We start from the raw sequence: 26,552 nt of genomic DNA on the forward strand, positions 1-26,552 counted from the left end.
GTGTTCCCTTTATACCGCACTAAAGGGGGGACTGTAGCGGACGATGCCGCTGACGCTACGCAACCCATTCCGTTCGAGTGCAAGGACGAGAAAGACTTCTGGCGGAACGGGGAACGGTGGCTCAATACCGTAGTCGATCGCCCGTTCGAAACCAAACTGTGGATAGTAGCTGTCGTGACCAAGCACGACGATATGTGATTCACCGGCATCCCGTGCATCCTCGATCACCTGGCGGATCAACTCAGAACCGATGCCCTTTCGTTGCCAAGCCGGCAACACACCGACCGGCGCTAAGGCAAGTGACGGGATGTCACCGATATGGATTCGGCTCAAGAGGACATGACCGACGATTTCTCCTTTGTCGGTCATCGCGACGCGACCAAAGACCGGTTGCGCGGCTTCGTCCTCGCGTAACGCATCCACGAGGTTCGCTTCGCTCGGTTGTTCGAACGCTGCCTCATGGACAAGCCGGATTCCCGCTGTATCCTTGAAGCCTTCTTTACGGATAATCATCAGCTATTGCTCCCTTCGAGTGGTTTCGTTGCGAGTAGCGTGAACTCGGACGGGATGTTCTCACCGTTCCAGCCACGATGCTCGTCGAATCGTTCTAATGTGAATCGCGTCGCGATGACGCCGTTTAAAATCTCACTCAGCGTAAAGTAACGGACGGAGACGTCCGGAAAATCGATTTGTTCCGCGTCTGGAAAATGTGTCTTATACGATAAGTCACCCGCTTGCAACGCTTGATCGAAATAACGCGGTCGATACGTCAAATCCGCATCGATCCAGCGTCCGACCGGGTGAAAATCGCTAAGGATCAACTGCCCACCGGGTCGCAAGATTGTAAACAGGATCTGCAGAAAACGCTCGAGATCCGCAAAGTAATGCAAAATCCCGCCTTCTAAGTAGAGGAGGTCAAACGTATTGCGATATCGTTCAAGATCGATCGCGTAGAGATCCCCGACGACATAGTGGATTGATGTCTCAGCATGGTGCGCCAGTTCAAGCGCATACTTGGCATTTTTCTCCGAGATATCGAACACCGTGACGTCTGCCCCGAGTAACGCTAACGGCACCGCCTTGCGTCCGTTCGAACCGCAGATGTTCGCGATCGTCTTCCCGGCGATGTCTTCGAGATGACGACGATGTTTCTTCAAGCATGCGGCTGGATCTTGTTTGATGATCGCAGCATATTCTGCCGGTGTTCCGTCTCGCTTTTCCCAAAATTCATATGCCCGGTACTCCCACGCTTGTTTGTTGATCCGACTTTGCTCCTGCATCACTATTCCTCCTTTGACGGTCAAAAAACCAGTCGAACATCGTCCGACTGGTTAGTTGTCTTACATATTCATGAGACGGAGGTACGCATCGATGAAGCCCATGATGTCACCATCCATTGCCCCTTGCGTGTTCCCGACTTCGTAGTTCGTCCGGTGATCCTTGACCATGCTGTATGGGTGGAAGACGTACGAACGGATTTGGCTACCCCATGCGATATCCGATTTTTCACCACGGATCTCGTCGAGTTTCTTTTGTTGCTCTTCGATTTCGCGTTGGTAGAGTTTCGCTTTCAACATCTTCATTGCTGCTTCACGGTTTTTGATCTGCGACCGTTCTTGTTGACAAGAGACGACGACGCCTGTCGGAACGTGGGTGATCCGGACAGCCGAGTCCGTCGTATTGATGTGCTGACCACCGGCACCAGAGGCACGGTACGTATCGATCCGTAAATCTTCCGTCCGGACTTCGATGTCGATGTCATCGTTGAATTCCGGCATGACGTCACACGAGACGAACGATGTATGACGGCGACCTGACGAGTCAAACGGTGATATCCGGACTAAACGATGGATCCCTTTTTCGGCTTTTAAGTATCCATAGGCATTGTGCCCTTGAATACGGAGCGTGACCGATTTAACACCTGCTTCATCACCCGGTTGGTAGTCCATCGTTTCGACTTTCCAGCCTTGCTTGTCGCAGAAACGTTGGTACATCCGCAACAGCATCGATGCCCAGTCTTGCGACTCGGTACCACCCGCACCTGGGTGTAACTCGAGGATTGCGTTGTTTGCGTCATATTCGCCGTTCAAGAGGATTTGGAGTTCGAAGTCTTCGAACTTCTTCTTGAGGTCGCCAAGTTCTGACTCGAGCTCTTCTTGAAGATCCGCATCCGGCTCTTCCTTGATCAATTCGTACGTCAAAGCGACGTTCTCGTGACCTGCTTCGAGTTCTTTGTATTTGTCGACCATCGCTTTTAAGCCATTCGACTCATCGATGACTTTTTGTGCCGATTCTTGGTTGTTCCAGAAGTCTGGATACGTCATCTCGTTTTCAAGTTCTTCGATCCGGGCAATCTTCGACTCGAGGTCGAGTGATGCCTTATATTCGTCGAGTTTCTTTTCCATCCACTCGGCGGTGTTGCGAATTTCTGCTAATTCCATGTGTTCCACCTTCTCTTTCCGTGAAAAGAGGCAGGAATCTCCTGCCTCTCTTTCAGTCGATTCATCACTTATGCCTGACGGCCGTGACAGTTCTTATATTTCTTACCGGATCCACACCAGCACGGATCGTTGCGTCCGATTTGATCGTTTGGATTTTTCCGGACCGGCTTTTTCTTGACCGCTTTATCTTCCTTACCCGAAACCGCGACTTCGTCTTGGACGACTTTTTCGCGTTTGAGGTTTGGATCGAGATCTGCCCGAAGGACGAATTGTGTCACTTCTTCAGCAATCGCAGCGTTCATCGCATCAAACATCATCGAACCTTCCGATTGGTATTCACGGAGCGGGTCGTTTTGACCGTATGCCCGGAGGTGAATCCCTTCACGGAGTTGATCCATTTGATCGATATGGTTCATCCAGTGTTGGTCAACGGCACGAAGAACGATGACTTTTTCGAACTCATCGAATGCTTCGGCTGGTACTTCTGACCGTTTGTGCTCATAGTGTGCGAATGTCCGCTCTTTGAGCAACTCGATGATCTCTTCGCGTTCTTTTCCGAAGAGGTCGCTTTCCGTGACCTTCTCTTCGATCGCAAGCGTCTGGTTTGCCCATTCCGCAAGCGCACCGATGCTCCACTCTTCCGGTACGAACTCGACCGGCGTGTACTGATGGACGCCTGCTTCGATCGTCTGCTCAATCATCGGACGGACGATATCTGACACGGAACCCGCATCGAGAATTGCTGCCCGGTCCGCGTACATGACTTTCCGTTGGTCCGCCATGACGTTATCGTAGCCGAGGACTTGTTTCCGCGCATCAAAGTTGTTGCCTTCGACGCGTTTTTGAGCCGATTCAACGGCACGAGACACCATCCGGCTCTCGATTGGTTGCGAATCATCCATCCCAAGACGATCCATCATCGACTGCAATGAGTCTGAACCGAAACGACGCATCAACTCATCTTCAAGTGACAGATAGAATTGTGATGCCCCTGGATCTCCTTGACGACCAGCACGACCACGGAGCTGGTTATCGATCCGGCGTGATTCGTGACGTTCTGTCCCGAGGATGAAGAGACCACCTTTATCTAAGACACCTTCACCAAGCTTGATGTCGGTACCACGACCGGCCATGTTCGTTGCGATCGTGACCGAGTTCGCTTGACCGGCGTTCTCGATGATTTCTGCTTCACGCGCATGGTTCTTCGCGTTCAAGACTTCGTGACGAATGCCACGTTTCTTGAGGATGTTACTGAGTAACTCCGACGTCTCAACGGCAACCGTACCGACGAGGACAGGTTGCCCTTCGCGGTGGGCACGTTCGATTTCGTCTGCGACGGCAGCGAACTTCCCATTCATTGTCTTGAAGATTAAGTCCGGCATATCGTTTCGGACGACTGGTTTGTTCGTCGGAACCGGTACGACGTGCATGTTATAGATGTTACGGAACTCTTCTTCCTCCGTCTTCGCTGTACCCGTCATCCCGGCAAGCTTCGTATACATCCGGAAGAAGTTTTGGTACGTGATCGTCGCAAGTGTCATCGATTCGCGTTGAATCTCGACGCCTTCCTTCGCTTCGATCGCTTGGTGCAGACCTTCTGAGTAACGACGCCCTTCCATGACACGACCTGTGAACTGGTCGATGATCATGACTTCGTCTTCACGCACCATATAGTCGACGTCGCGATGCATGACGGCGTTTGCTCGCAGTGCGAGGCTCAAGTGATGGTTAAGTGAGACGTGCTCGAGACCAAACAGGTTATCGATGCCGAAATACTTCTCAGCCCGGTCGATCCCTTGCTCCGTCAACAGGACACTCTTCGTTTTGATGTCGACCGTGTAGTCTTCATCTGCTTTCATGATTTTCGCGAACGTGTCCGCTTGCGAATAGAGCGCTGTCGATTTCTCGGCAGACCCTGAGATGATGAGCGGTGTCCGCGCTTCATCGACGAGGATTGAGTCGACTTCATCGACGACAGCGTAATGGAGCGGTCGTTGGACACGGTCTTCTTTATACAGGACCATGTTGTCACGCAAGTAGTCGAAACCGAACTCGTTGTTCGTTCCGTACGTGATGTCACAGCTGTAGGCTGCTTGTTTTTCCTGACGCGACATGCTTGAGAGATTCAAGCCGACCGATAGACCAAGGGCCGCATAAAGAGGTTCCATGATGTCACGGTCACGTTTTGCAAGATATTCGTTGACGGTAACGACGTGAACGCCGTTGCCAGCGAGGGCATTCAAATAAACAGGGAGTGTTGCGACGAGTGTCTTACCTTCCCCGGTCTTCATTTCGGCGATGTCCCCGTTATGCAGGACATATCCACCGATCAACTGAACGCGGTAGTGGCGCATGCCGAGAACGCGTGTTGACACTTCGCGACAGACCGCGAAAGCTTCCGGTAAAATATCATCTAAGTCTTCTCCGTTAGCGAGACGCTCACGGAATTCAACGACTTTTCCTTCGAGTTCTTGATCCGATAATGCACCGATTTGTGTCTCGAATGCTTCCACAGCGTCTGCTGCTTTTTCGGCTTTCTTCAGGACACGTTTCGTTGGTGCAAATAATTCTTTTAGAAAATTAGCCATGCCTTACAGTCCCCTTACTTCGAACGATTCTTTGAACGAACAGAATTCCGAGATTTTTCCTTTATTCAGTGTACCGAATACGACGTCAAATTTCAACAAGCGGACCGAGTAGCGGTCTCGGTCTTTCGTCATAGAGCAAACGTATCGTGTTTAAAAATAGTTTTCCATCATATCAAAAAGGGACTCGCCCGTAAGAGCGAGTCCCTGTTGCATTCATTATTCTGGTTCAATCAAACCGTAACGACCATCCTTACGACGGTAGACGACGTTCGTGTTGCCCGTTTCTGCGTCTGAGAAGACGAAGAATGCGTGTCCGAGCATGTCCATCTGAAGAATCGCTTCTTCCGTGTCCATTGGTTTGAGTGTGAAACGCTTCGTCCGAACGAGTTCGAGTTCTGCCTCGTCCTCTTCATAGACTGGCGCTTCCGCTTCCGGTCCTTCGAGCGTTTTGAAGTACTCTCCGATGCCGCCTTCTTTAGCGCGTCCTCTCCGGTTCAACTTCGTTTTGTGTTTCCGGATTTGACGTTCGAGCTTATCGACGACGAGGTCGATGGCTGCATACATATCGCCATTGATATCCTCTGCGCGGAGCAAGAGGTTTGGCATTGGAATCGTCACTTCGACTTTTTGCTTCTCATTGTTGACTTTGAGATTGACATAAGCCGTTTGCGCTTCCGTAGGAGTTGTAAAATAACGAGTTAACTTTTCAAGCTTTTTCTCGACGTAATCCTTGAGAGCATCTGTGACGTCCAAGTTTTCACCGCGAATGTTGTAGATCATGTAAACTCCTCCTTAAGTAACCGGTTGAACCTATGAATTCGAGATGATCCAGTCGTTTCCTTCTGAATATTCGAAATTCTTTTGGTTCGTTTTTATTATAGCACGATAAGTGAAGGAAGACCATGAAAACGATGACATTCTCATGAACGTTCACTCCGATTCTTAGCGTACGATAATATTGAAGCATGTTGATGTTAACGTATATACCCGTTTCAAATAGATTCAAAACAAAAAACCGCTTTTAGGCGGATGGCCTAAAAACGGTGGCGGCTGCTATTGGATTAGATCTTTGAAACGTTCGCAGCTTGTGGACCACGATCGCCTTCAACGATTTCAAATTCCACTTCTTCGCCTTCTTCAAGTGATTTGTAGCCATCGACTTGAATCGCTGAGAAGTGTACGAAGACGTCTTTCGCGTCAGACGTTTCGATGAATCCATAACCCTTTTCAGCATTAAACCATTTGACTTTACCTTGTTCCATTCGAATTCACGTTCCCTTCGCAAACCAGAGTACGAGAGCAAGCTCTCACGAATTAGTCTATCAAAAGAAGGAATTATTGACAATTAAAAATTCTGATTATTTAGAAACCATTACCACGTAATTATCAATTTCCACCAAGACATTGTTCTATATTTCAAAAAATTACATTGTCATTACATTTGTAATATTGTATTATATCGTTAGTAATTACCTGTTTTATCCATTGTCCCATTTGAGGAGGATGTAGTCGACATGCGACCATTCCATAATGATGAAAAGTATCGAATCACGAAGCGGACCGTAGCGATCTTACCTTGCTACGACATGATGAAGCAGTCCATCATCGTGCTAGAAGATGGTTCTACCATCATGACGCCACTTCGACCGTATCAACTGTTGCAATTATCGTGCAGGCAGTACAATAGTTCTATTGAGGAACGGATCGTCACCGCAAAACGTGTCGCATCCGTGAAAGGAAAAGTCCCGATTGTCATCGAACCGTCACTCGGCCTCGTCTTTTTCCCTACCAAATCACCGAAACGTGATGATTGCGAATGGTACGCTTGGAGTCATATGATTGATGTCCTCGAAGAGGATGGACAGACTAAGCTGAAGACCCGCAATGGCATGATCCTTCCCGTGAACGCCTCTCCTTACATCGTCCGCAACCAAATGAAAGCAACAGGTGAGCTTATGGCTCGCTATCAACAATTGAACGCGATGACATTAGAGGAACGCTTTAATGCAATCAAATCTTGAAAAAACGAAGGTTGGGCGATATTTTCGCTCAACCCTTTTTCGTTTCTGCCGATATATAATAAGATGATGTATTTTGAAAAAAGGAGGACGTTTGATGAATATCCAGTTGAATCCAGCTCGTTCGACGGTACCTGCCGGACAAACCGTTCTTTCGGAGACGAAGACATATAAAGGAACCGTCTTGGAACAAACCGGACCGCATACGGCGCTCGTTCAGGTCGGACGGGATAAAATCGAGATGACATTCACTGGAGAAGTTCCGACAGGTGATTTCCAGTTTAAAGTAAAAGGTCAAACGGCAGAAGGTTATCTGATCGAACAGCTACCAGCTGTCTCAGGAACTGACGCTGAAACACCGTCCGCCGTCTCGATTCCGTCAAACGTCGATCCTGCTTTACTCGAAGGCGTGCCAGCAGAACTGAAACCGGCTGTCGCAAAACTTCTTGCGAGCGGTCAGTTGCCTCAAACACCGGAAGTCGTCGCCCAACTGGTAACGGCCCTTCAAGGCAGCTACAAGGATCTTGTCCTTGAACTCGTCTCGCGTCCTGACCACACGCTCCCACCAGAAGCGGAACTATTGATCGATAGTCTGTTAGCGACGACCGAAGAATTCGTCGATGTTCTTCCGGAACGCGACGCCTTACGCGACCAACCGACATTCGAAAAAGCCGTTGCGCTTGACGTCGCACGCGCTACTTTACCGACACAGCGTGATATCGAAGACGCAACACCATTGCATATGCGTCAGTACATTGAACATTTACCAGCGAAGGAACGCCCCGCACTCATTACAGCGCTTGATCAAGGGGACGTCGAAACGGTCCGAAAACAACTGACGCCTCACTTCCCGCAAGCTCCACTTGAGCCGAAGACGAGTGTCCGCGAACAATTGATTGGTCTGACGGCGCGTGCCGCAAGTCCGGTCGATCCCGCAACGGCAACTGCGACGCGTTCAGCTCTGACGCTCGTCCGAGAGGTGACGCCTCGTTTAGCGGAAGTGACGAACGACTTCAAGAGCCAACAGCGAACGATCGTGTCACAACTACGACAAATCGAACCACTCGTCGAGTCCCGTCCGGTGCAAATGGTTGCTGTCATCGAAAGTACAGCACATCGCTTGAAGCAGATGTTCCAGCAAACGGACGCGATGTTGCATACGACGATGCGGGATGAAAAACAGTTGATTCACTTCTTATCGAAGCTCGAACGCGGCGCTGAACTCGCTTCCCTCGGTCGAGGAACAGAAGCGAAGGCACTACTGCAAGAAGTCCGGACGGGCTTTGAAGCCTTCCGCTACGCGCCAGCGAACGTCCGTCCGACCTATTTACCGGAATGGAACGCACCAAGCACACGAACGCCAAACGACGCACCGGCAAAGCTCATACCGTATGAGCCAAAACAAAATAGTCCACGGGTTCTACAAGAAACGGTTCAAAAAGCACTACAGCTGCAAAGCGCCGAGTTGAAGCTCGCTGCCCCAACTCTCAATCCGGAGGCTTCGAAACTTCAGTCATTCTTGACGACGCAACAGCAAATCAATAAGCCTGACAATCAACAGCAGTTGAATCAGATTCTGTTGTCGCTCCCAGTCCAGATCGTCGAAGCGACAGCCGGTCTTCATGTTCACCTTCAAAACAAGCGACCGGATGAAGTGATCGACTGGGAAAACAATACGTTGTACGTCCAACTGAATACGAAACGCCTCGGGGATATAGGCGTACGTGTCGAAACCGTCAACCGGAAGATGCAAATCACGATTGAAAACGATCTGCCGATTCTCGAGCGACTTGCTGCACCGTTCCTCGAACGAACGACGGATGCCTTAGAAGCGACCGGTTATCAGGATGTCCGGATCCAGTTCCGACCGTTCACGAAAGAAGAACGACAAGATGTCGCCACGCAAAAAGATGAGACACCAAACGGGTACGATTACCGGATTTAAAGGAGGAAGCCATGTACCAGAAAATCGATTTGAAGCACCGAAAATCTGCTGCCGTTCTGCGTTACGATGAAGCATCCGGACAAGCACCTGTCGTTGTTGCTCGCGCGACAGGACAAGCGGCAGACCGGATCTTGCAGGAAGCTCGCGCCAACGGAATCGCTGTTGAACACGATACCTCGTTACTCGGTCACCTGCTCAATCTCGACCTCGGGACCGCGATTCCACCGCAACTCTATGACGTCATGGCAGAACTCCTCTTATTGATCGAAGAACTGGACCACGCGAAAGGACGACAGACATGACAGAACAAGAACTGTATCAGATGACCCCACAACAATTGACGGAAAAGATGTTACAAGGACTCGTCTTTCAGTATGAACAGGCGATCACGGCGATTGAAGCAAAAGCGTTTGATCACATGAATGAACGTCTTCAAAAAGCCTATGCGCTACTGACGAAGCTCTCAGAAGGACTGCATGACGACGGCGGAATTATCACGTCTCAACTCGAAGCGTTGTACTTCTACCTCGGTCAACAGACACTGCTTGCTTACACAGAACATCACGTGCTCACAGAAGCACTTTTTCTTGCTGAAGAACTGCTGGTTACATGGCAAGCAGCAAGTACAAATAAGCGCCCGCTCGCTCGGGCAGCCCATCATGCAGGATATGAAAGGATGGCATACGAATGAAAATCTCAAACAATGTCCAAGCACTAAAGGCGTATCGTAACCTGACGGCGAATCAATTGAGTATTAAGACGACGATGGACAAACTATCGAGTGGACAAAAAATCAATCGGGCTGCGGACGATGCAGCTGGTCTCGCTCTTTCTGAAAAGATGAGGAATCGCTTGCAAGCCCTCGATAAAGCGGAACAGAACGTCCTTGACGGAATCTCGATGGTACAAACGTTAGAAGGTGGTATGACTGAAACACATAGTCTCTTGCAACGGATGCGCGAACTTGCCGTCCAAGCAAGTAACGGAACACTTGCTCCTGAAGACCGTTCTTCACTTCAATCAGAAATTGACCAGTTGACGAATGAAGTGACGCGCATCGCGAAGACGACTCAGTTCAACGGAAAAGATATTTTGACGGGTGACTTCAGTGAAGGAAAGAATGCTATCTTCATTCAATCGAATGCTGGTGCAAATGAAGGAATTTCAATCACTGTAGAAGACATGCGTGCATTATCACTTGGAATCAGTACCACAGTACGCCCTTCACCAACAAGTGCACAGCTATCAGAGACAAGTGGTTCGATAGAATACTCACTGAGTGTAATGACTCGTGAAAGTGCTGATTCAGCTATTTCTTTATACACCAAAGCGATTGATAGTGTCTCCAATCAACGAGCAAAACTTGGGGCTATCCAAAATCGCTTCGAAGCAACAAACTCCGTCCTCGGAATAAGTCGTGAAAATCTGACAGCATCTGAGTCGCGAATTCGCGATACCGATATGGCACAAGAAATGATGGAGTATGCAAAATATAATATCCTCAACCAATCCGGTATGGCCATGATTGCGCAAGCGAACGCGTTACCACAAGGCGTCTTGCAACTACTCAACTAAGAAGGGAGTGTCAGTTATGGACATTCGCCGCATTCAAGAAACCCAACGGCTCCAGGTAGCTCGGTCCGGTACTCGGGAAGTCGAGGCATCGACGACCTTCTCTGCCTTAATGCAGGATAAACGAGAACATAAAGGTTATGAACGTCTTCAGCAAAAGTTACTGCTTGTTGAAGAACATGGTCAACTCCTCGCTGAGAGTCATACGATCGAAAACCTAGAGAGCTACAAGGAGAAGATCAAGGACTTCCTGAAGGATGCACTGGATCAGTCACAACAACTAGAAGAGAAACGCGGCTTCAATCGTCGCGGACGAACAAAAATCTATAAAGTCGTCGAACAAGTCGATACGAAACTATTGCAATTGACGGACACCGTCTTATCCGGAGAATCAAGACGACTTGATATTTTAGATCAAGTCGGTGAAATCAAAGGCATGCTTGTCAACGTCTTTGTCTAATCCGACAACACGAGGAGATTATCCATGCCTGAGTTATATTCAAAAAAATGTAAGTGTACGTATTGCTTAAAAGAAACAGAGACGAAGCGTGTCTTGTCGCGTCATATTCGGGTCGAGCGAACGGATTTTGATAGTTTCGTCCATTACCAAGGATCGAACCCCTACCTGTACGAACCGATTCAGTGCTCCCACTGCCGCTTCATCTTTCATGAGTCGTTTGAAAAGTTGCGGACGGACGTGCGTCAGACGCTCGAAGAGCAAATCTTGCCGACGCTCCCAGTGTTACCGTTCGCAGCCACAGAACGAACGATTGAACAAGCTTTACAGTTGTATAAATTAGCACTCTATACCGCCCAAGTAACGGGACAAAAAGAAGCGATTCTTGCCATGCTCGGCGTCCGGATCGCTTGGATGTACCGGATACTCGGTGACGAAGCACAAGAATTGCAGTGGATGGAACGATCGGTCACAAAGTACGAAGCCCTGTATCTCAACTATACCGATGCGGTTCGTACCGGCATTCCCCACGATGTCCTGTTATTACGCATCAGTGATTTGTATGCTGTCTTAAAACGGACAGATGATGCAAAACAATGGTATGGTCTCATCTTCCAAAGTAAGATCGTGTCGGACCGGACAAAAAAAGAAGCACGGGAACATTGGGAATTGTACCGTGAAACACATAACGTCTAACGAAACTACATAAAAAGGAGGATCACGCATGCGACACATGTCTCGCGTCCAGTGGTATGTCATCGTTACCTACATTGCCATTCTCGGATCAAGCTGGTTTCATGCTGGTCCGATTTTTGCTGTCTTCAGTACGATTGCTGGACTCCTCTACTGCTCATGGGTAGCTCGTTCGTCCGGTACGTTACCGATTATCCGGCGAGCAATCGAGTGGTTCACGATCGGTATCACCTTGAACTTTGCCTTCAGCTTCTTACCAACTGCCTGGCATCCACCGGAGCTCGATACCGTCGTCAACCTGACGATTACCGGCTTTTTTATCCTGACGGCACGGACATTCGCGAAACAGATTAATTGGACGACGGTCCGGCGCTTACCGCTTCTTTACGTCGACGGGATTTTACTCTTCGGTATGACATTCGTCTTCGGCTATACGATCATCTTACGGTATATACCGGATATTGCTCGTTCTTCCATTGAACTCGTTGGGATGAGCGGTTTTGCACTTAGCTTCATTGCACAACTGTTCTTTTTCTTCTTACTTTATACGACCGGCTTACACAATAAATCGCATCGGTTACTGATTCAATCGATGCTGTTGTTCATCTTTGCAATTTTCGGTTACTATACGTTTTTCATCCGGAATCAGTTCGACATCGCCAGCTGGTTCTTCCCGTTGTATCCGGTCAGCTTATACGGTCTCTTGCAGTATTATCGAAAAACACACTCGCCCGAAGCCTCTGAACGATGGACAATCTCGTATCTTCCCTACCTCAGTCTCTTAATCGTCGTCGGTGGGATCTCGTATGTGTCGATCCCATCTACCATCTACTGGAGTAGTCTCATTGGTCTCTTCTCGCTCTTTTTCGTACGCCAATTTTTCTCCGAGCGTCAAAACACACGACTCTTGCGTGAGTTGGGCCTCTCGGAAAATGAGTTGTTGCAACGCGTCAACGAAAAAACGGAGCGCCTTGAACTGCGAAAGGAAGAGTACCGACGGCTATTTTTGAATCATCCGTACCCAATCGTTCGGATGGATGCCAACGGTCATGAAAAAGCGATGAATCCGATTGCGGAACAGTACTTTCCTGCCGGACAGCTTCCGGATCAACTGATGGAACAGATCGTTCCGATCAGTTGGCAAGGAACACCAATCGAACATCAACTAATGCAACTCGACGACGGGCGCGCTTTTGAAGTGACCGTCATTTCGATTCCGCGCGAGCATGACTTCTACATCATCTTAGCGGACCGAACACATGCTTTGACAGAAGAACGGATGCTACGTTCGCTCGGATACCAGGACGCGCTCACTGGATTACCGAATCGTCGTTACTTCGAGGAAGTTCTATCAAATGAATTACCACATTGGCAAGAAGGATCGTTATTGTTCATCGACTTAGATGGCTTTAAAGACATCAATGATCAGTTCGGTCATGACGCGGGGGACTTCGTTCTACAAGAGACCGCAAGACGGCTAGAAGCGGACCTACAGGAAGCGGAGATGGCAGCACGGCTTGGCGGTGACGAATTCATCGTCTTCTTGCATCGGAATCGAGCGGACACGATCCATTACGCAGAAAGTATTCTCAAGCATCTGAATGAGGTATTTCTTTATCAAGCGCAGACGATGCACGTCACGCCTTCGATCGGGATCGCACGTTACCCGGAAGATGGAACGACGACGAGTCTTCTACTGATTCGTGCTGACGAAGCGATGTACACCGTTAAACAAGCAGACAAAAATGCCTATCGCTTCAAATAAAAAGAACGGAATCCGCAGATTCCGTTCTTTTTATCGTGTCATGATTCACGGCGATACTTTTCTTCCTCATACACATCCGGTTGTTCCGAAATCGGACGCTCGAGCGCTTCCCACGATTCGGTCTCGACATCCGGTTCAATGAACTGATCATACGAACCGTCCGATTGGAAATAGGTTTGTGGGACACGGCGTTTACCCTGCTCTTGTTTCTTCACGAAAGATTCCTCCCTCACGCAAAAACATTACTGACGCGAATCAAAATACGGTGAAATCGTACCCTCGACCTCTTCATAGGGGTCAACATAAGACCGACGATTTGTTTGTTTCTTTCGAATGTGACCTAATTGTAATCCTAATTTAGCTGTTTCAGCAGATAATTTCAAGTCAATTTGTCGACTATCATCAACTAGCTCCTGAATGATCGTTTGATTGGCTTCAGCCAACAAGTTAGAATGTGCTGCAATAAACGCTTCGCGTTCATCAAGTAAATGTTGAATCTTACTGATCCAGTCATCATAACTTTCATCGTTAGGTTTTTGATCAAGTAATTCCATTAGTCGTTTCGTCTTGAGGCGAAGCGGATCAAGCGGGCTCATCGTTGCTTCGCGAGTTTCATCGCTTCTTTCCAAGTCTCACGGAATTCTTCTGCAAATCCAATGACTTCATCAATCGCAACGATATCATTCTTGATATTCGCATCGATTAATCGTACTTGCATATAATCGTATAAAGCATTTAAATCTTTTGACAGTGCAATCGACTGATTAAGCGTCAATTGAAGTTCACTGATGATCGCTTGCGCCTTTTGAATATTTGTATTTTTTTGTTCAATCATTCCTTGTTCAATTGCTTGCTTTGAAAGCATCGAAAATTTAATCAACCCTTCGTATAACATAAGCGTTAAATCTTGAGGTAACGCAGTAGTTACTGAGTTTGTTTGATAGGATGCGTATGGGTTCATCTAATTCTCTCCTTACTGTCCTAAATAGGAAGCTAACGATGCAGATTGGCTATTCGCCTGATTCATTGCTTTCTCCATAGCTGCAAAACGACGATAATATGAATTTTCTTTAGTGGTCAACATATCATTTAATCTTTTAATTCGTGAATCCATTTCAGTCATTTCACGTCCCATGGAATACGTAGGAGATCCAGCCCCTTCGAAACCAGCAATACGTGTAATATTAGTTCGTGCGTCAGCAGCTGCATCGCGTATTTGAGGAAGTAGACCTTTTTCTGGATTCGTAAATAATTGATAAACCTCTTCAGGATTGCGTTCAATCGCAGCTTTCAATTTTTCTTCATCTAATTCAATTTTGCCGCCATTCGTAAAATCAGCACCTGTCGCTAAACCGATTTGATACAGTTGGCTCGCTTCTTTACTGTTTGTCGTTGCTGTAGATGAAGTCCATTTTCCTCTTAACGAGTCCATGGCACCTCGAACGATCGTATCACTTTTGAGCATGCCACTCATTGCTTTCTCTTCCCATTTTTTTATCTCGTCTTCAGACAGTTCATCTCTTTGGGCTTTTGTTAAAGGCGTAAAGGTACGATAGCGCTCTTCACGTGTTTTCTTGTTCATCAAATCAATCGTTTCATTATACTTATCAACGAAACCTTTGATATTATCAAAAATCTTTTGAGTATCAGTCGCTGAAGATAAATTTACTGCCTTTCCATCTGTAAATGCTGATTTCAGTGAAATCGTCAGATTATCGATGGTGAAGGTATTTGATGATTGAATTAAATCAATACCATTGACCTTCACTAATGCATCTTTTCCAGCAGTATTCGATGGTAAATTGAATAATGTTTTCGAGGCACTATCCGTGAATTCAATAATTGAAGAAGACCCTGTCGACTTCCCAGTAATGGATATTTTTCCTGATGCCTCATCAAAGAACGCACTGACACCCGTTTTAGCTCCGTTTAAAGCACTAATCACATCTTTAAATGTAGCACCTTGATCAAGAAAAACAGTTTGTGGCTGTCCCGTAGAAGAAGTACGCAATTGTATTTGATACCCAGCTTCATACTGAACAGTTGCTCCTTCCGGAATAACGACTCCATCATCAAATGTTATTTTCCCAGTCGAAGCATCAAATGTATGAGCAAGTGTTAACGTATTACCATCCTTATCCTTAAAAGAAGGAGCATTGTTTGGTAAAGGCTTAATGGTAATCTCCTTTGCCGAAGTAGATAATACCTGACTTCTTTTTCCGACATCCAATCCTAGTGTAGAAACTGCTGTCGTATTTTTAACAGCACTTCCTCCATTACTCACTGTTGCTACATGCGATGGTGATGTTGCTAATTGTGTGACAGAATCAATTGAGATAGCGGTATTTCCACTAGATGGTCCACTGACGACCGTAGCTTTACTTTCATCTGAAGAAGTCGCCTTTTTAGCATAAAAGTTACGACTAAATATCAAATCAACTGCACTACTACGCAAAGTCAAGAGAGAGCGGTTAATTTCACGATAAGCATCTCGTTTCCATTCCGTCACTTGCTTTTTCTGCTCTAAGCGATCGACTGGCACACGCTCCGCCTGCATTAACTGCTTGATTACACTATCAGTATCAATCCCACTTGCTAAACCACCGAATCGAATAGGTGATGACATAGTACTCCTCCTTTTGATGTGTTAAATTCGTTGATCAAAAAGATGATTGAATTCCATGAAAGCAGCAAAAAAATCCAATGACTTCTTGCTAGGAATCTCACGAATCACTTCATTTTTTGAATCAACAATTTGAATATAGTAATCGTTTAATTTTTCATGTTTTACGAATTTCAATCCAGTACGTTGCTGTTCCAATACGCTATTCGCTTTTTCCACAGCTGTTTCTAGTTTTGTAATATGCTGTGGAGTAGGCAACACGACGACTCCTTCTTCAGCGAGTCGATCCTGATTTGCCTCAACGAACACATTTTTAGTTTGTTCATAAGGTAAAACGGAAGACGGCAAATGGAGCCTTACTTCAGATAAGGTCGGATTCATAGATTTCTCCCTCACGTTTTTATTCTCATGTTTTATATCGACCAAAAAGTATTTTTTTTTAGTTTTCTTTTTTGTTCTCTAAATCGTTAAAAATAAAAAAGAGGTAAAACATACCTCTTAAAAAATATTAATTCTATTTAATTTATTTGATCCCATTGAAGAGGAGTTCCACGTTCGATATCATATCGCGCTGTTTTTCCCATGATAGAAATCATATACTTAGGGGGTAATCCATGTCCCGGTCGAATTGATTTCACATGCTCTTTTGTAAAAGTTTCGCCTGCTTTTATATCTTTTACGACAAAAAGAGATCGTGAAAAATTACGATTTTTCACCTTTTTTTCATTTAGTTGGTAGTCTATTTTCCCTAATGATGCTTCTGCATCACGCACAGCATCAACCATTGCCTTAAACTCTTGTGGATCAAGAGAAAACGAAGCATCTGGTCCTCCGATTGCTTTATCAAGAATAAAATGCTTTTCAATTACTTTAGCACCTAATGTCGTCGCAACAACTGGTGCTATGATCCCTAATGTATGATCAGACAATCCGACTTCCACATCAAATGTTGCTTTCATGTTCTGCATAGTTTTTAAATTCGCTTCTTCAATTTTAGCAGGATAAGACGAAGTACATTTTAATAAAATAATTTCTTCATTACCAGCTCGTTTGCAAGCAGCTATCGCCTCGTCAATTTCTTGCATCGTCGCAATACCAGTCGAGATGATGACTGGTTTTTGTTTAGAAGCAACATATTCAATAAGAGGTACATCCGTAATTTCAAACGATGCAATTTTATATGCGGGCACGTTGAGACTTTCTAAAAAATCTACGGCAGAAGAATCAAAAGGACTTGAAAAACAAATAATTCCTATCTCTTTGGCATAATCCATTAACTCCTTATGCCATTCCCATGGCGTGTACGCTTCTTTATATAAATCGTACAGCGTTCTTCCGTCCCAAATCGTTCCTTGATTTAATTGAAAATATTGATTAGAGCAATCAATCGTGATTGTATCGGGTGTGTATGTTTGTAATTTAATCGCATCTGCTCCTGCTTCTTTCGCTGCCATCATTGTCTTTTTTGCAATTTGAATGTCATTTCCATGATTTGCAGATAGTTCAGCAATGATAAATACGCCATTTGAAATATCTTTATTCGCAATCTTCATTAGTCTTATCCCCTAATCTCGTACGTATATTGAGAAGCACCATTTAAAATTGATTGTGCAAATGATCGTTTGAAACCAACTCTTTCAAAAGTTTTTATAGATGCTTTGTTTTCATCTGAAATCCAAGCAAATACTTGTGAAACATTAGGAAATTTTTGCTGGAGGTAATCTATACTTTGGTAAATGAGAGTTTTGCTTAATCCTTTACCTAAAATAGATTGAGCTAGACTAATACTAATTGTTGCTGATTTATCATTAATTTCATATCTTATTTGACCTACTAATTGATCAAACTCGTCAATAACTACTAAAAACAAATGAGTTTTAGAATTTATTGTTTCTTTGAACCACTGGATATGAGATTCCCATTCAATTGGTCGAGCATTCAAAGAATATTTTCGAACATACTCTTGATTAGATAGTTCAAAAACAAAAGCACAATCGCTTTCTTTCGCAGTTCTAATACTTAGTCGATGACTAGTTACTTCTTCGTAACATAAAGCATTAATAATTCGTTCTGAACCTAGTCCATCTATCAATCCATCTAGTCGTTCCATGATTTTTTTACGAAATGGTATCGAAAACATCCGCTGCAATTCTATCTCAAATTTCTCAGAAAATTTTTCCTCTTCCCAACAAAGTATCGTTTGAATGAGTTGTTTATTTCTTAATGAGCTTAGATTTCCTCTTTGATTATCTGCAATTTGTATCGGAATGAACGGTGTAGAGGTTGCAATCAATTCGTAAATAGTTTGCCCGGCTGCAGTAATTGCAAAATCCGAAGCAATCATTAATTTTTGCATTTCGTGACTCGATAAATAATTATGTAAAACGATATTCCTATATTCCTGAATCAATCCTTCTCCGAAATGCGACGAATCTAAATTCCCTAACACAATATTAATTTTACATTCCGGATCAATTTCGTTGATTTTTTTTAATATCGTTCGAATTAATTCTATTTGATTCGTTCCACCCATCGTTAATAGAATTTCATTAGTCTTCTGAACATGCTTTTTGTTGGCAATTGATTTATAAGCGTCTCTTAATATAATGTATTTGCTACCTATTAGCAGATCTCTAGTTTCTTTTGTAGCTTGAAGAGAGGCTCGTACAACAATTCCTTTAGGATATTCAATTCTTGACATATCGTCTAGGTATAATACTTTTTTTGAATGTTCACTAACGAATTGACAGACTTGTTTTGAAGCAATATATGAATCCACAATATAATGAACAGATGTTTGAATATTATTTCTTAGATATTCGAAAGAAGTCCAATCAACAATGGAATAATTTCGATTCTGTAAAATATCGATATTAAGAAGTTCACTATTAATAATCATTTCGACATCAATTTTCCTTTTTACTAATTCATCATATAGTGAACTGCACCTCGAAAGATGTCCATAACCAGTTTTCTTTCCTCCCTCAGTCAGAATTACGACCTTCATTTCCATCTCATCCTTTTGATTTAATTTCTTTTTGTTGAATATGCATATTAATATCATTCAACTTCTTTTCTTGCTTAAAAACATCTAAAATATCATTTAGATAGAAGTCGTGTTTTCCATAATAAAGCCGTTCATAGATTTCGTTAATTAGTTTAAAATCTTCTGGAGTATCTAATGTCCATCTGAACATAGAGTAGTTAACTGGATTCTTCAGCAATTCTACTTTTGAAATATGTTCGTACATAAATGGTGTTACATGTTCACGTTGGTAATCAAAATCGGCTTTCTCAAAAGCCTGTTGTAATGCTTGGAAAGAAAAAATTTCTGCATCTAATCCCCTAGGAAAAGTCCTATCTTCGATTTTTTTACCAACATTCGTAGCGATTTCGCAATTTGATTCATGATATTTACGGACTAATTCATTCAAAACAATAGGATCAACTAAAGGGCAATCCGAAGTAATCCTAACGATATGATCAGCATCACTTGATACTGCAGCTTGGTAGTAACGTTCTAGTACGTTTTCAGAACTTCCACGAAATACCTTTACCCCATAACGTTTAGCTTCTACTTCCACTACATCATCTTCTTTTAAAATTGTAGTTGCTACAATAATTTCATCTATTTCTCTCGCTTGTTGTACGCGTTCAATCACATGATTCAAAACCGTCTTCTCTTTTAACTTCATCATGATTTTTCCAGGTAATCGTGTTGATCCCATTCTCGCTTGAATGATTGCTACTGTTTTCATCAGGTCTCTTCACTTTCTATAATGATTCAGAATTTTTATAACTGCGGTAATGACATCATTAATATCATCTACACTCATTTTAGGAAAAAGTGGCAGTGTCAAAATTTCTTCGTATAATTTCTCAGCAACTGGATATGTCTCTTTACCGTATCCAAGTTGCTGATAGTAAGGCATCTTGTGAACAGGGATATAATGAACGTTGACACCGATATTTTCTTTCATCAGCTCTTCGTAGATCACTTTTCTAGAAACTTTCATTTTTTCTGATTGAAGTCGAATAATGTATAAATGCCAACTTGAATCACCGTCAGGATGTTGAGCAGGAATACGAATCTCATCCCTACTTTCAAATGCTTCATTATATAAAGAAACATAATGTTTTCTCCTCGATAAGAAGCGATCTATCTTTTTTAATTGATTTGCTCCAAGAGCTGCTTGTATATCTGTCATTCGATAATTGAAACCTAAAGACTGCATTTCATAGTACCAAGGACCATGAGGTTCGGTCATTAACTGCTGATCTTTGATAATGCCATGTGAACGGAATTGTAATAATTTTTGATAATAGACGTCATCGTTAGTCGTAATAACACCACCCTCACCCGACGTGATGTGCTTTACCGGATGGAAGCTAAACATCGTCATATCACTTAATCCACCAATGCGCTTCTTTTTATACGAAGCACCTAACGCATGTGCAGCATCTTCAATAACGACTAAATTGTGTTCTTGAGCGAGACGATGAATTTCATCCAACTCAGCTGGTTGTCCAGTAAAATGGACTGGAATGATTGCTTTCGTTTTTGATGTGATTTTTTCTTCAATTTGCTTAGGATCTATATTGTAGGTACTATCATCGATATCAGCAAATACTGGAGTTCCTCCCTGATAGAGTACACAATTCGCACTGGCAGCGAACGTCATAGGGGTCGTAATAACTTCATCCCCTTCTTGAATTCCTGCGGCAAAGCATGCGCCATGTAAAGCTGCCGTTCCATTTGAAAAAGAAACTGCATACTTTGCTCCGACGTAATTAGCAACTGCTTCTTCAAACTCCAATATGGCAGGTCCTGTTGTCAAAAAATCACTTTTTAATATCTTTACGACAGCCTCGATATCATCATCTTCAATCCATTGTCTACCATAAGGTAAAAATGTATCTCTTACTGGTACTTGGCTCACTGTAAACATCTCCTCATCAAGCTATTCAGTCTGTCACTAGTGCCCGTAGATCTTCTACACTCAACCAGTCATCGTTCACATTACTTATGTAAGTAAAACCTTCTGGAAGAGATGTGCCTCCATTCATATGTTCATTACTCCACCATGGGAATTCTGGTTGAATTACAAAATGGTCCGCATATTCTAGTGTATGGCGAGCATCATCTTCGGTAATCATTGCCTCATGCAATTTTTCTCCAGGTCGAATACCTACGATTTCAGTAGTACATTCCGGCGCAATCGCTTTAGCTAAATCGAGAATATTCATACTTGGGATTTTAGGAATGAAGATTTCTCCACCTTTCATTCGTTCTAAGCTATCAATCACGAATTGTACACCTTGATCTAAAGTGATCCAAAAGCGTGTCATGCGCTCGTCTGTAACCGGAATGACCGTCGCCCCATCCTCTTTCAATTTTTTAAAGAACGGTACCACACTACCTCGACTACCAACTACATTTCCATAGCGAACTACAGAAAAGCGAGTTTCTTTATCTCCAGCATATGAATTTCCCGCAACGAACAATTTATCAGAAGCTAATTTCGTCGCACCATATAGGTTGATTGGACTCGCCGCTTTATCTGTACTTAAAGCAATGACCTTTTTTACACCGCGATCAATAGCAGCTTCTATGATATTCTGTGCTCCATGAATATTTGTCTTAACTGCCTCAAATGGATTATATTCGCATGCTCCGACATGTTTTAACGCTGCCGCATGGATAACAATATCGACGCCATCAAAAGCACGATATAAGCGATCCTTGTCTCGAACATCTCCGATGAAAAAACGAACTCTCGGATCCGTAAATTCTTGAGCCATTTCATACTGCTTTAATTCATCACGACTAAAGACAATGACTTTTTTTACGTTTTGTTTAAGTACTGATGCTATAAACCTTTTACCAAATGAACCTGTTCCACCCGTAACTAATATCGTCTGATTCGTAAACATTTTTAAATTCTTCCTCTCTCATGCAAAAATGCATCAGTTAAATATTTTTGTTACCTTATCGTTTCTACGCATGTTTGCTTAATGGTATAAAGTTGATTTTCTAGTTCTTGAATCGATTCAACCATCCGTGACAAAATAGAAAGACGCATTGCACTTGTCCGATTATATCGATTATGAATTTTTATTTTGTTTTGAATGATTAACAAATTAACTAGTTGCAGCGGCATTATATGTGTACGGAAAAAAGGAGCTTCAATCATCGCATCCCAATCAAGTAGTATTTTTTCAAATTCATCTACGGTTACTGCTTTTTTATACATGGTACGCTTCAATCGTTTTTCAAGTGTTTGTAAGCGTTCTAAAATACTATCTAATAATTCTTGAACATATTGGATTGATGCGTCTAGTTCTAAAATATTCTTGTTATCCACTTTTTTTAGGTTGCGTTTTTTGATTAAATTTGTTTGTAATGATTTAAGTGATTGATAGGGTACACCTTCAATAAGGGCACCTTTTTCCGCATAGTTAACTAATTTTTCTGATAAGCCACAGTTTAATTTGATTAAAGCTTGATATCCACTTAAAAATCCAAATAAGATTGGTGTCGTCTTTCCCATCTGACCATTATTTAAAGGAACATCGTATAACGTTTCATGCATTTGGCCATCTGTAGAAGAAACCTGTTTAACAGAAGCACTATAATATTCGCCTTTCCTTAATGCTAAATCCTGTCCAATTAATCCAATAGAATCAAATCCTAAATAATTTGCAAAGGCAACTGCTGCTAATGCCACAGTAGGGTAAGAGGTAAATGATGTTTTTGAATACGCCAACAATTCTTGTGATATTTGTGAATCTGCATATGGAATCAACAGCCCTTTTGCGCGTTGTGGTATCTGATGGTTTACTTGTAACGAATAAACTAATGGGACATCTAATTCAATGTCTTTAAAGAAGTGAGCATTTGCTTCTCCTGCATCAATCGAAACTACAAAATCAGGACGAATTCCATGTTCATACAATACTTTTACCGTCTGACCAATCGCAATAATGTAATATGCGTTCTGTGCTTGTTTAAGATATGGAATAGCTTCTTCTAATGAAGGTCCCCCTGCGATCATCAAAGCATTACTTCCTATATATTGATGTTTCAAACAGCTAACATCTAAAATATAATCTGATTTTCCACTTAAGTACTTAGCATTTCGAAACGATTCTTGATACCAACTTTCTGTATATACTTTTCGTGTCGTTAAATTGATTAAGCTTTCTCCCAAATAGTTTCTAACCAATTTTAAAAGTTCAAGCAATACTTGGGTATCTTTGTAAAGAGGATGTTTGATGACTTCCGTTTTCAAACCAACAAAGGATTGAAACTTTGATTGCAATAACATCTTACTATCGTCTTTTGAATCAAGAAACGATAGTACCATATCGGTTTTCACATTTGAAGGTAAGTTGAATGGATCGATTGTAAGAACATGATAACTTTTTAACAACTCTTTATGAATCATTCCACTTCCATATCCTAAAAGAATGATTGCTTCTGTATCATCATTAATTTCTAATTGTAATTGCTTTAAAGTTGACGTTGTTTCATTTATAAAGTAATAACTGTCGTCATGTTGCTTCACAAGAGCCATTTCATTCTCGTGATATCGAAACGGATAGACGATTTGCTTCTGATGTTCAACTGCTAATAACGATTCGTATTCTGTAATTAATAATTGTAAATTATCGTAGACTACATTAGCATACAATGATTGATTATTTTTCTTTATAGATCGAAGCTCCAACATATTTTCCGCCGTTCTAATACCATTAGAATGAATCTTTTCCCCAAACAGCCGAATCATTTCAACAATTTCGTCGAATAAATCCCATTCTTTGTTTTCACCAAGTACGGAAATCTGATTCGAAATCTCTCGAAGTTCTTTTACTATGTTATGTAATTGTGACATAATTAACTCCTTTATTTTTAAAAAATATATCCATATATAGTATACATTTTCAATGTATGAATATCGATAAACTAACAATTTTACAAAAAAAGAGAGACAGACGAAATGTCTGCCCCCTCTTTTTTAAACGGATCAAAGTTATGATTAACGTAACAACTGAAGTACAGCTTGTGGCTGTTGGTTCGCTTGAGCAAGCATAGCTTGAGCAGCTTGGTTCAAAATGTTGTTTTTCGTGAAACTCATCATCTCTTTTGCCATGTCTACGTCACGTACACGAGATTCAGCAGCTTGAAGATTTTCAGATCCAACATTTAAGTTGTTAATTGTGTGTTCAAGGCGGTTTTGAGTCGCCCCAAGTTTTGAACGCTCAGAAGATACTTTTTCAATCGCAGTGTTGACTGTAGTAATAGCGCCATCAGCACCAGCTTGAGTAGAAATATCAACTCCTTGTACACCTAAACCAGTCGCTGTCATATTTGAAATTTTTAATTCGATATTTTGAGTAGCATTAGCACCAATGTGGAATTTAAGTCCGTTTGCTGAGAAACCGCCGCTCATCAATGTTTTTGTGTTGAACTCTGTATTGTTTGCAATCCGTGAAACTTCACTTGTGAGTTCTGCTACCTCTTTTTGAAGCTCAGCACGGTCTTCATTTGTGTTCGTATCGTTTGATGATTGAACTGAAAGTTCACGCATCCGTTGAAGGATCGAGTGTGTTTCATTCAATGCGCCTTCAGCTGTTTGAATGAGTGAGATTCCATCTTGTGCGTTACGTGAAGCTTGATCCAAACCACGAATCTGACCGCGCATTTTTTCAGAGATCGCAAGACCTGCTGCATCATCTCCAGCACGGTTGATACGGAGACCAGAAGAAAGTTTCTCCATTGATTTACCAGAGTTAACTGTGTTAGCACCCATGTTACGGTGTGCGTTCATTGCATTAAGGTTGTGATTGATAATCATTGTAATTTCCCTCCATAGGATAAGTTTTTTGTCTCTTTGAAGATCCGTCTTCTCCGAGATGTGCCCCCTGGCCGGCCCAAGGGCGACACGGTAGAATTAGTCGATGACTGCTTCCACCCTATATATCGTCGTCCCTCCGAAATGTTTAATGCTTTTTTCAAAAAAATCCAAAAAAAATCGTACATCCTGTTTTAGGATGCACGATTTCTCATCAATCAAAGACGCGTCGCGCCTGTTTCTTCCTGTAATTGCTCCGCTACCGCAACTAGTTCTTCCATCGCGCCGTTGACTTCACCGAGCGAAGCTGCTTGATGGCTTGACGCTTGTAGGACTTGCTCCGCGTGTTTTGATGCTTCCTCGACCATCGCGAGGATATTCGCTGTCGTTAGACCGACTTGATCAATCTCTTGATCCGATTTGACGACGAGTTGGTCGACCGATTTCACGCGTGAGTAGACATGCTCCGTCGAGTGATGGATCTCTTCGAATGACGAACCGGCCTGCTCGACGAGCCCGACACCTGTTGCGACTTCATTTTGGACATCCGTCATCGCATTCGCTGTATCATTGACGAGACGTTTGACGCCTGAAATCAAATCCGTAATTTCTTTTGCTGATGTTGCCGTTTGTTCTGCGAGCTTCTTCACTTCTGCTGCAACGACAGCAAAACCACGACCTGCTTCACCCGCACGAGCCGCTTCGATCGAAGCATTCAAGCTGAGTAAGTTCGTCTGAGCAGAAATATCACTGATGACGTCCGTAATGCGTGAGATTTCACCTGTCATATCCGTCAATCGACCGTTGAGCGTCGCTGACTGCTCCATCTTCTTCGAAATCATATGCATCGCTTCGACCGAATCCGTCGCGAGGGTTTTCCCGTTCTGCGCTTCCGTCTGCATGACTGTCGCTGATTTCAACGCTTCGTTCATTTCTGCTGCGACTTCATCCATCGTCCGCTTGACCGCACCGAGTGCATCCATCGATAGGTAAGCTTGATCGACGTTTTCGTTCATTTTGGCGGATAGTTCTGCCATCGCTGAACGAATGCTTTCGCCAGACGCGTTACCTTCTTGAACAGCCGCTGCGATTTCTTGCGCTGAAGCCGTCAGTTTATCGCTTGAGCTCCCCATCTGTGTTGCTTGTTTGCGGATATGTAAGACCATTACTTCAAGCTCATGCATGAGCTGATCGACTTCATCTCCACGTTTCGCTTCTTCAAAGTCAACGTCGAAGTTGCCGTTTGCGACTTCGCGTGCTGTCTCGGTCGCCTTTTCAATCGCTTTGATTGGCTGACGGAGAATGAGTTGTGTCAACGTCGTTCCGATCAAGGAGAGGAGAAGACCGATACCCGCCCCAATCCAGATCGCATTCGTATCCGCGACATCAAGCCCACGGTGTAGATATAAGACGAGTTGTGCTGAGATACCACTTGTGATGGCTGAGATCACCAATACCCAAAAGAACAATCGTAACTTCAAGTTTCTTCGAAATCTTTTCATAACTGCGACTTCCCTTCTTGGTTCTTCTTTTCACCGTTCTCTCTATCGGTTGATAATGAAAGCGGTTTTAGCAAATTGACCTGATTTCAGAAT

At 43.5% G+C, this 26,552-nt stretch carries 27 protein-coding genes; 8 read left to right on the top strand and 19 right to left on the bottom strand.

Annotated features, from left to right (window positions below):
* Positions 1 to 9: 9 nt before the first annotated feature.
* The 6 genes from ASF99_RS12125 to ASF99_RS12150 all read right to left on the bottom strand — a co-directional run bounded on the left by ASF99_RS12125 (position 10) and on the right by ASF99_RS12150 (position 6,291).
* Positions 10 to 513 (bottom strand): GNAT family N-acetyltransferase, encoded by a 504-nt coding sequence (locus ASF99_RS12125; protein ID WP_055968945.1) that lies wholly within the window; start codon positions 511 to 513, stop codon positions 10 to 12.
* Positions 513 to 1,280, bottom strand: a complete 768-nt coding sequence (locus ASF99_RS12130) for a class I SAM-dependent methyltransferase (protein WP_055968951.1) — start codon at positions 1,278 to 1,280, stop codon at positions 513 to 515. Before ASF99_RS12130 ends, ASF99_RS12125 begins: the two co-directional genes overlap by 1 nt.
* 60 nt (positions 1,281 to 1,340) lie before the next feature.
* Positions 1,341 to 2,441, bottom strand: a complete 1,101-nt coding sequence (gene prfB, locus ASF99_RS12135; RefSeq protein WP_023469245.1) for a peptide chain release factor 2 — start codon at positions 2,439 to 2,441, stop codon at positions 1,341 to 1,343.
* Between the two features lie 68 nt (positions 2,442 to 2,509).
* Positions 2,510 to 5,029: a preprotein translocase subunit SecA gene (gene secA, locus ASF99_RS12140; protein ID WP_023469246.1), complete on the bottom strand. Its 2,520-nt coding sequence runs from the start codon at positions 5,027 to 5,029 to the stop codon at positions 2,510 to 2,512.
* A gap of 216 nt (positions 5,030 to 5,245) precedes the next feature.
* A complete protein-coding gene (gene hpf / locus ASF99_RS12145; RefSeq protein ID WP_023469247.1) occupies positions 5,246 to 5,809 on the bottom strand; it encodes a ribosome hibernation-promoting factor, HPF/YfiA family in 564 nt (187 codons plus the stop codon).
* A 281-nt stretch (positions 5,810 to 6,090) separates the two neighbouring features.
* Positions 6,091 to 6,291 (bottom strand): cold shock domain-containing protein, encoded by a 201-nt coding sequence (locus ASF99_RS12150; protein WP_023469248.1) that lies wholly within the window; start codon positions 6,289 to 6,291, stop codon positions 6,091 to 6,093.
* A 252-nt stretch (positions 6,292 to 6,543) separates the two neighbouring features.
* On the opposite strand from ASF99_RS12150, the gene ASF99_RS12155 reads away from it, so the two are divergent.
* The 8 genes from ASF99_RS12155 to ASF99_RS12190 all read left to right on the top strand — a co-directional run bounded on the left by ASF99_RS12155 (position 6,544) and on the right by ASF99_RS12190 (position 13,479).
* Positions 6,544 to 7,050: a competence protein ComK gene (locus tag ASF99_RS12155; RefSeq protein ID WP_023469249.1), complete on the top strand. Its 507-nt coding sequence runs from the start codon at positions 6,544 to 6,546 to the stop codon at positions 7,048 to 7,050.
* A 94-nt stretch (positions 7,051 to 7,144) separates the two neighbouring features.
* Positions 7,145 to 8,992, top strand: coding sequence for a hypothetical protein (locus ASF99_RS12160; RefSeq protein WP_055968953.1), 1,848 nt, complete (start codon positions 7,145 to 7,147; stop codon positions 8,990 to 8,992).
* A gap of 11 nt (positions 8,993 to 9,003) precedes the next feature.
* Complete coding sequence (locus ASF99_RS12165; protein ID WP_023469251.1) at positions 9,004 to 9,294, top strand: EscU/YscU/HrcU family type III secretion system export apparatus switch protein; 291 nt, start codon at positions 9,004 to 9,006, stop codon at positions 9,292 to 9,294.
* Positions 9,291 to 9,683 (top strand): flagellar export chaperone FliS, encoded by a 393-nt coding sequence (locus ASF99_RS12170; RefSeq protein WP_023469252.1) that lies wholly within the window; start codon positions 9,291 to 9,293, stop codon positions 9,681 to 9,683. Before ASF99_RS12165 ends, ASF99_RS12170 begins: the two co-directional genes overlap by 4 nt.
* A complete protein-coding gene (locus ASF99_RS12175; protein WP_023469253.1) occupies positions 9,680 to 10,567 on the top strand; it encodes a flagellin N-terminal helical domain-containing protein in 888 nt (295 codons plus the stop codon). Before ASF99_RS12170 ends, ASF99_RS12175 begins: the two co-directional genes overlap by 4 nt.
* Before the next feature lie 16 nt (positions 10,568 to 10,583).
* Positions 10,584 to 11,024: a YaaR family protein gene (locus ASF99_RS12180; protein WP_023469254.1), complete on the top strand. Its 441-nt coding sequence runs from the start codon at positions 10,584 to 10,586 to the stop codon at positions 11,022 to 11,024.
* A gap of 24 nt (positions 11,025 to 11,048) precedes the next feature.
* Positions 11,049 to 11,717: a DUF2225 domain-containing protein gene (locus tag ASF99_RS12185; RefSeq protein WP_023469255.1), complete on the top strand. Its 669-nt coding sequence runs from the start codon at positions 11,049 to 11,051 to the stop codon at positions 11,715 to 11,717.
* 28 nt (positions 11,718 to 11,745) lie between these two features.
* Positions 11,746 to 13,479 (top strand): GGDEF domain-containing protein, encoded by a 1,734-nt coding sequence (locus ASF99_RS12190; protein WP_055968956.1) that lies wholly within the window; start codon positions 11,746 to 11,748, stop codon positions 13,477 to 13,479.
* A 38-nt stretch (positions 13,480 to 13,517) separates the two neighbouring features.
* Here the strand turns inward: ASF99_RS12190 and ASF99_RS17465 are convergent, their stop codons facing one another.
* The 13 genes from ASF99_RS17465 to ASF99_RS12250 all read right to left on the bottom strand — a co-directional run bounded on the left by ASF99_RS17465 (position 13,518) and on the right by ASF99_RS12250 (position 26,459).
* Positions 13,518 to 13,694 (bottom strand): hypothetical protein, encoded by a 177-nt coding sequence (locus tag ASF99_RS17465; protein WP_023469257.1) that lies wholly within the window; start codon positions 13,692 to 13,694, stop codon positions 13,518 to 13,520.
* A 27-nt stretch (positions 13,695 to 13,721) separates the two neighbouring features.
* A complete protein-coding gene (locus ASF99_RS12195; RefSeq protein ID WP_235515938.1) occupies positions 13,722 to 14,108 on the bottom strand; it encodes a hypothetical protein in 387 nt (128 codons plus the stop codon).
* Complete coding sequence (gene fliS, locus ASF99_RS12200) at positions 14,072 to 14,440, bottom strand: flagellar export chaperone FliS (RefSeq protein WP_023469259.1); 369 nt, start codon at positions 14,438 to 14,440, stop codon at positions 14,072 to 14,074. Before fliS ends, ASF99_RS12195 begins: the two co-directional genes overlap by 37 nt.
* A gap of 12 nt (positions 14,441 to 14,452) precedes the next feature.
* The gene (gene fliD / locus ASF99_RS12205) at positions 14,453 to 16,105 is read right to left on the bottom strand and encodes a flagellar filament capping protein FliD (protein WP_055968961.1); all 1,653 of its coding nucleotides are present in this window, start codon (positions 16,103 to 16,105) and stop codon (positions 14,453 to 14,455) included.
* A gap of 21 nt (positions 16,106 to 16,126) precedes the next feature.
* Positions 16,127 to 16,483, bottom strand: coding sequence for a flagellar protein FlaG (locus tag ASF99_RS12210; protein WP_055968964.1), 357 nt, complete (start codon positions 16,481 to 16,483; stop codon positions 16,127 to 16,129).
* 137 nt (positions 16,484 to 16,620) lie between these two features.
* Complete coding sequence (gene pseI, locus ASF99_RS12215) at positions 16,621 to 17,655, bottom strand: pseudaminic acid synthase (protein ID WP_055968968.1); 1,035 nt, start codon at positions 17,653 to 17,655, stop codon at positions 16,621 to 16,623.
* 5 nt (positions 17,656 to 17,660) lie between these two features.
* Positions 17,661 to 19,109, bottom strand: a complete 1,449-nt coding sequence (locus ASF99_RS12220; protein ID WP_055968971.1) for a bifunctional UDP-2,4-diacetamido-2,4,6-trideoxy-beta-L-altropyranose hydrolase/GNAT family N-acetyltransferase — start codon at positions 19,107 to 19,109, stop codon at positions 17,661 to 17,663.
* A 7-nt stretch (positions 19,110 to 19,116) separates the two neighbouring features.
* Positions 19,117 to 19,860 (bottom strand): cytidylyltransferase domain-containing protein, encoded by a 744-nt coding sequence (locus ASF99_RS12225; protein WP_055968974.1) that lies wholly within the window; start codon positions 19,858 to 19,860, stop codon positions 19,117 to 19,119.
* A 9-nt stretch (positions 19,861 to 19,869) separates the two neighbouring features.
* Positions 19,870 to 21,051, bottom strand: a complete 1,182-nt coding sequence (pseC, locus tag ASF99_RS12230; RefSeq protein WP_055968977.1) for a UDP-4-amino-4,6-dideoxy-N-acetyl-beta-L-altrosamine transaminase — start codon at positions 21,049 to 21,051, stop codon at positions 19,870 to 19,872.
* Between the two features lie 16 nt (positions 21,052 to 21,067).
* The gene (gene pseB / locus ASF99_RS12235) at positions 21,068 to 22,036 is read right to left on the bottom strand and encodes a UDP-N-acetylglucosamine 4,6-dehydratase (inverting) (RefSeq protein ID WP_055968980.1); all 969 of its coding nucleotides are present in this window, start codon (positions 22,034 to 22,036) and stop codon (positions 21,068 to 21,070) included.
* Positions 22,037 to 22,086: 50 nt separating this feature from the next.
* Positions 22,087 to 23,997 (bottom strand): motility associated factor glycosyltransferase family protein, encoded by a 1,911-nt coding sequence (locus ASF99_RS12240; protein WP_055968983.1) that lies wholly within the window; start codon positions 23,995 to 23,997, stop codon positions 22,087 to 22,089.
* Positions 23,998 to 24,141: 144 nt separating this feature from the next.
* Entirely contained in the window at positions 24,142 to 24,960 is an 819-nt protein-coding gene (locus ASF99_RS12245) for a flagellin N-terminal helical domain-containing protein (RefSeq protein ID WP_055968986.1), read from the bottom strand.
* A gap of 215 nt (positions 24,961 to 25,175) precedes the next feature.
* The gene (locus tag ASF99_RS12250) at positions 25,176 to 26,459 is read right to left on the bottom strand and encodes a methyl-accepting chemotaxis protein (protein WP_055968989.1); all 1,284 of its coding nucleotides are present in this window, start codon (positions 26,457 to 26,459) and stop codon (positions 25,176 to 25,178) included.
* Between the last annotated feature and the right edge of the window lie 93 nt (positions 26,460 to 26,552).

The organism is Exiguobacterium sp. Leaf187, assembly GCF_001423925.1.
GTDB classification, from domain to species: Bacteria; Bacillota; Bacilli; order Exiguobacteriales; family Exiguobacteriaceae; genus Exiguobacterium_A; species Exiguobacterium_A indicum.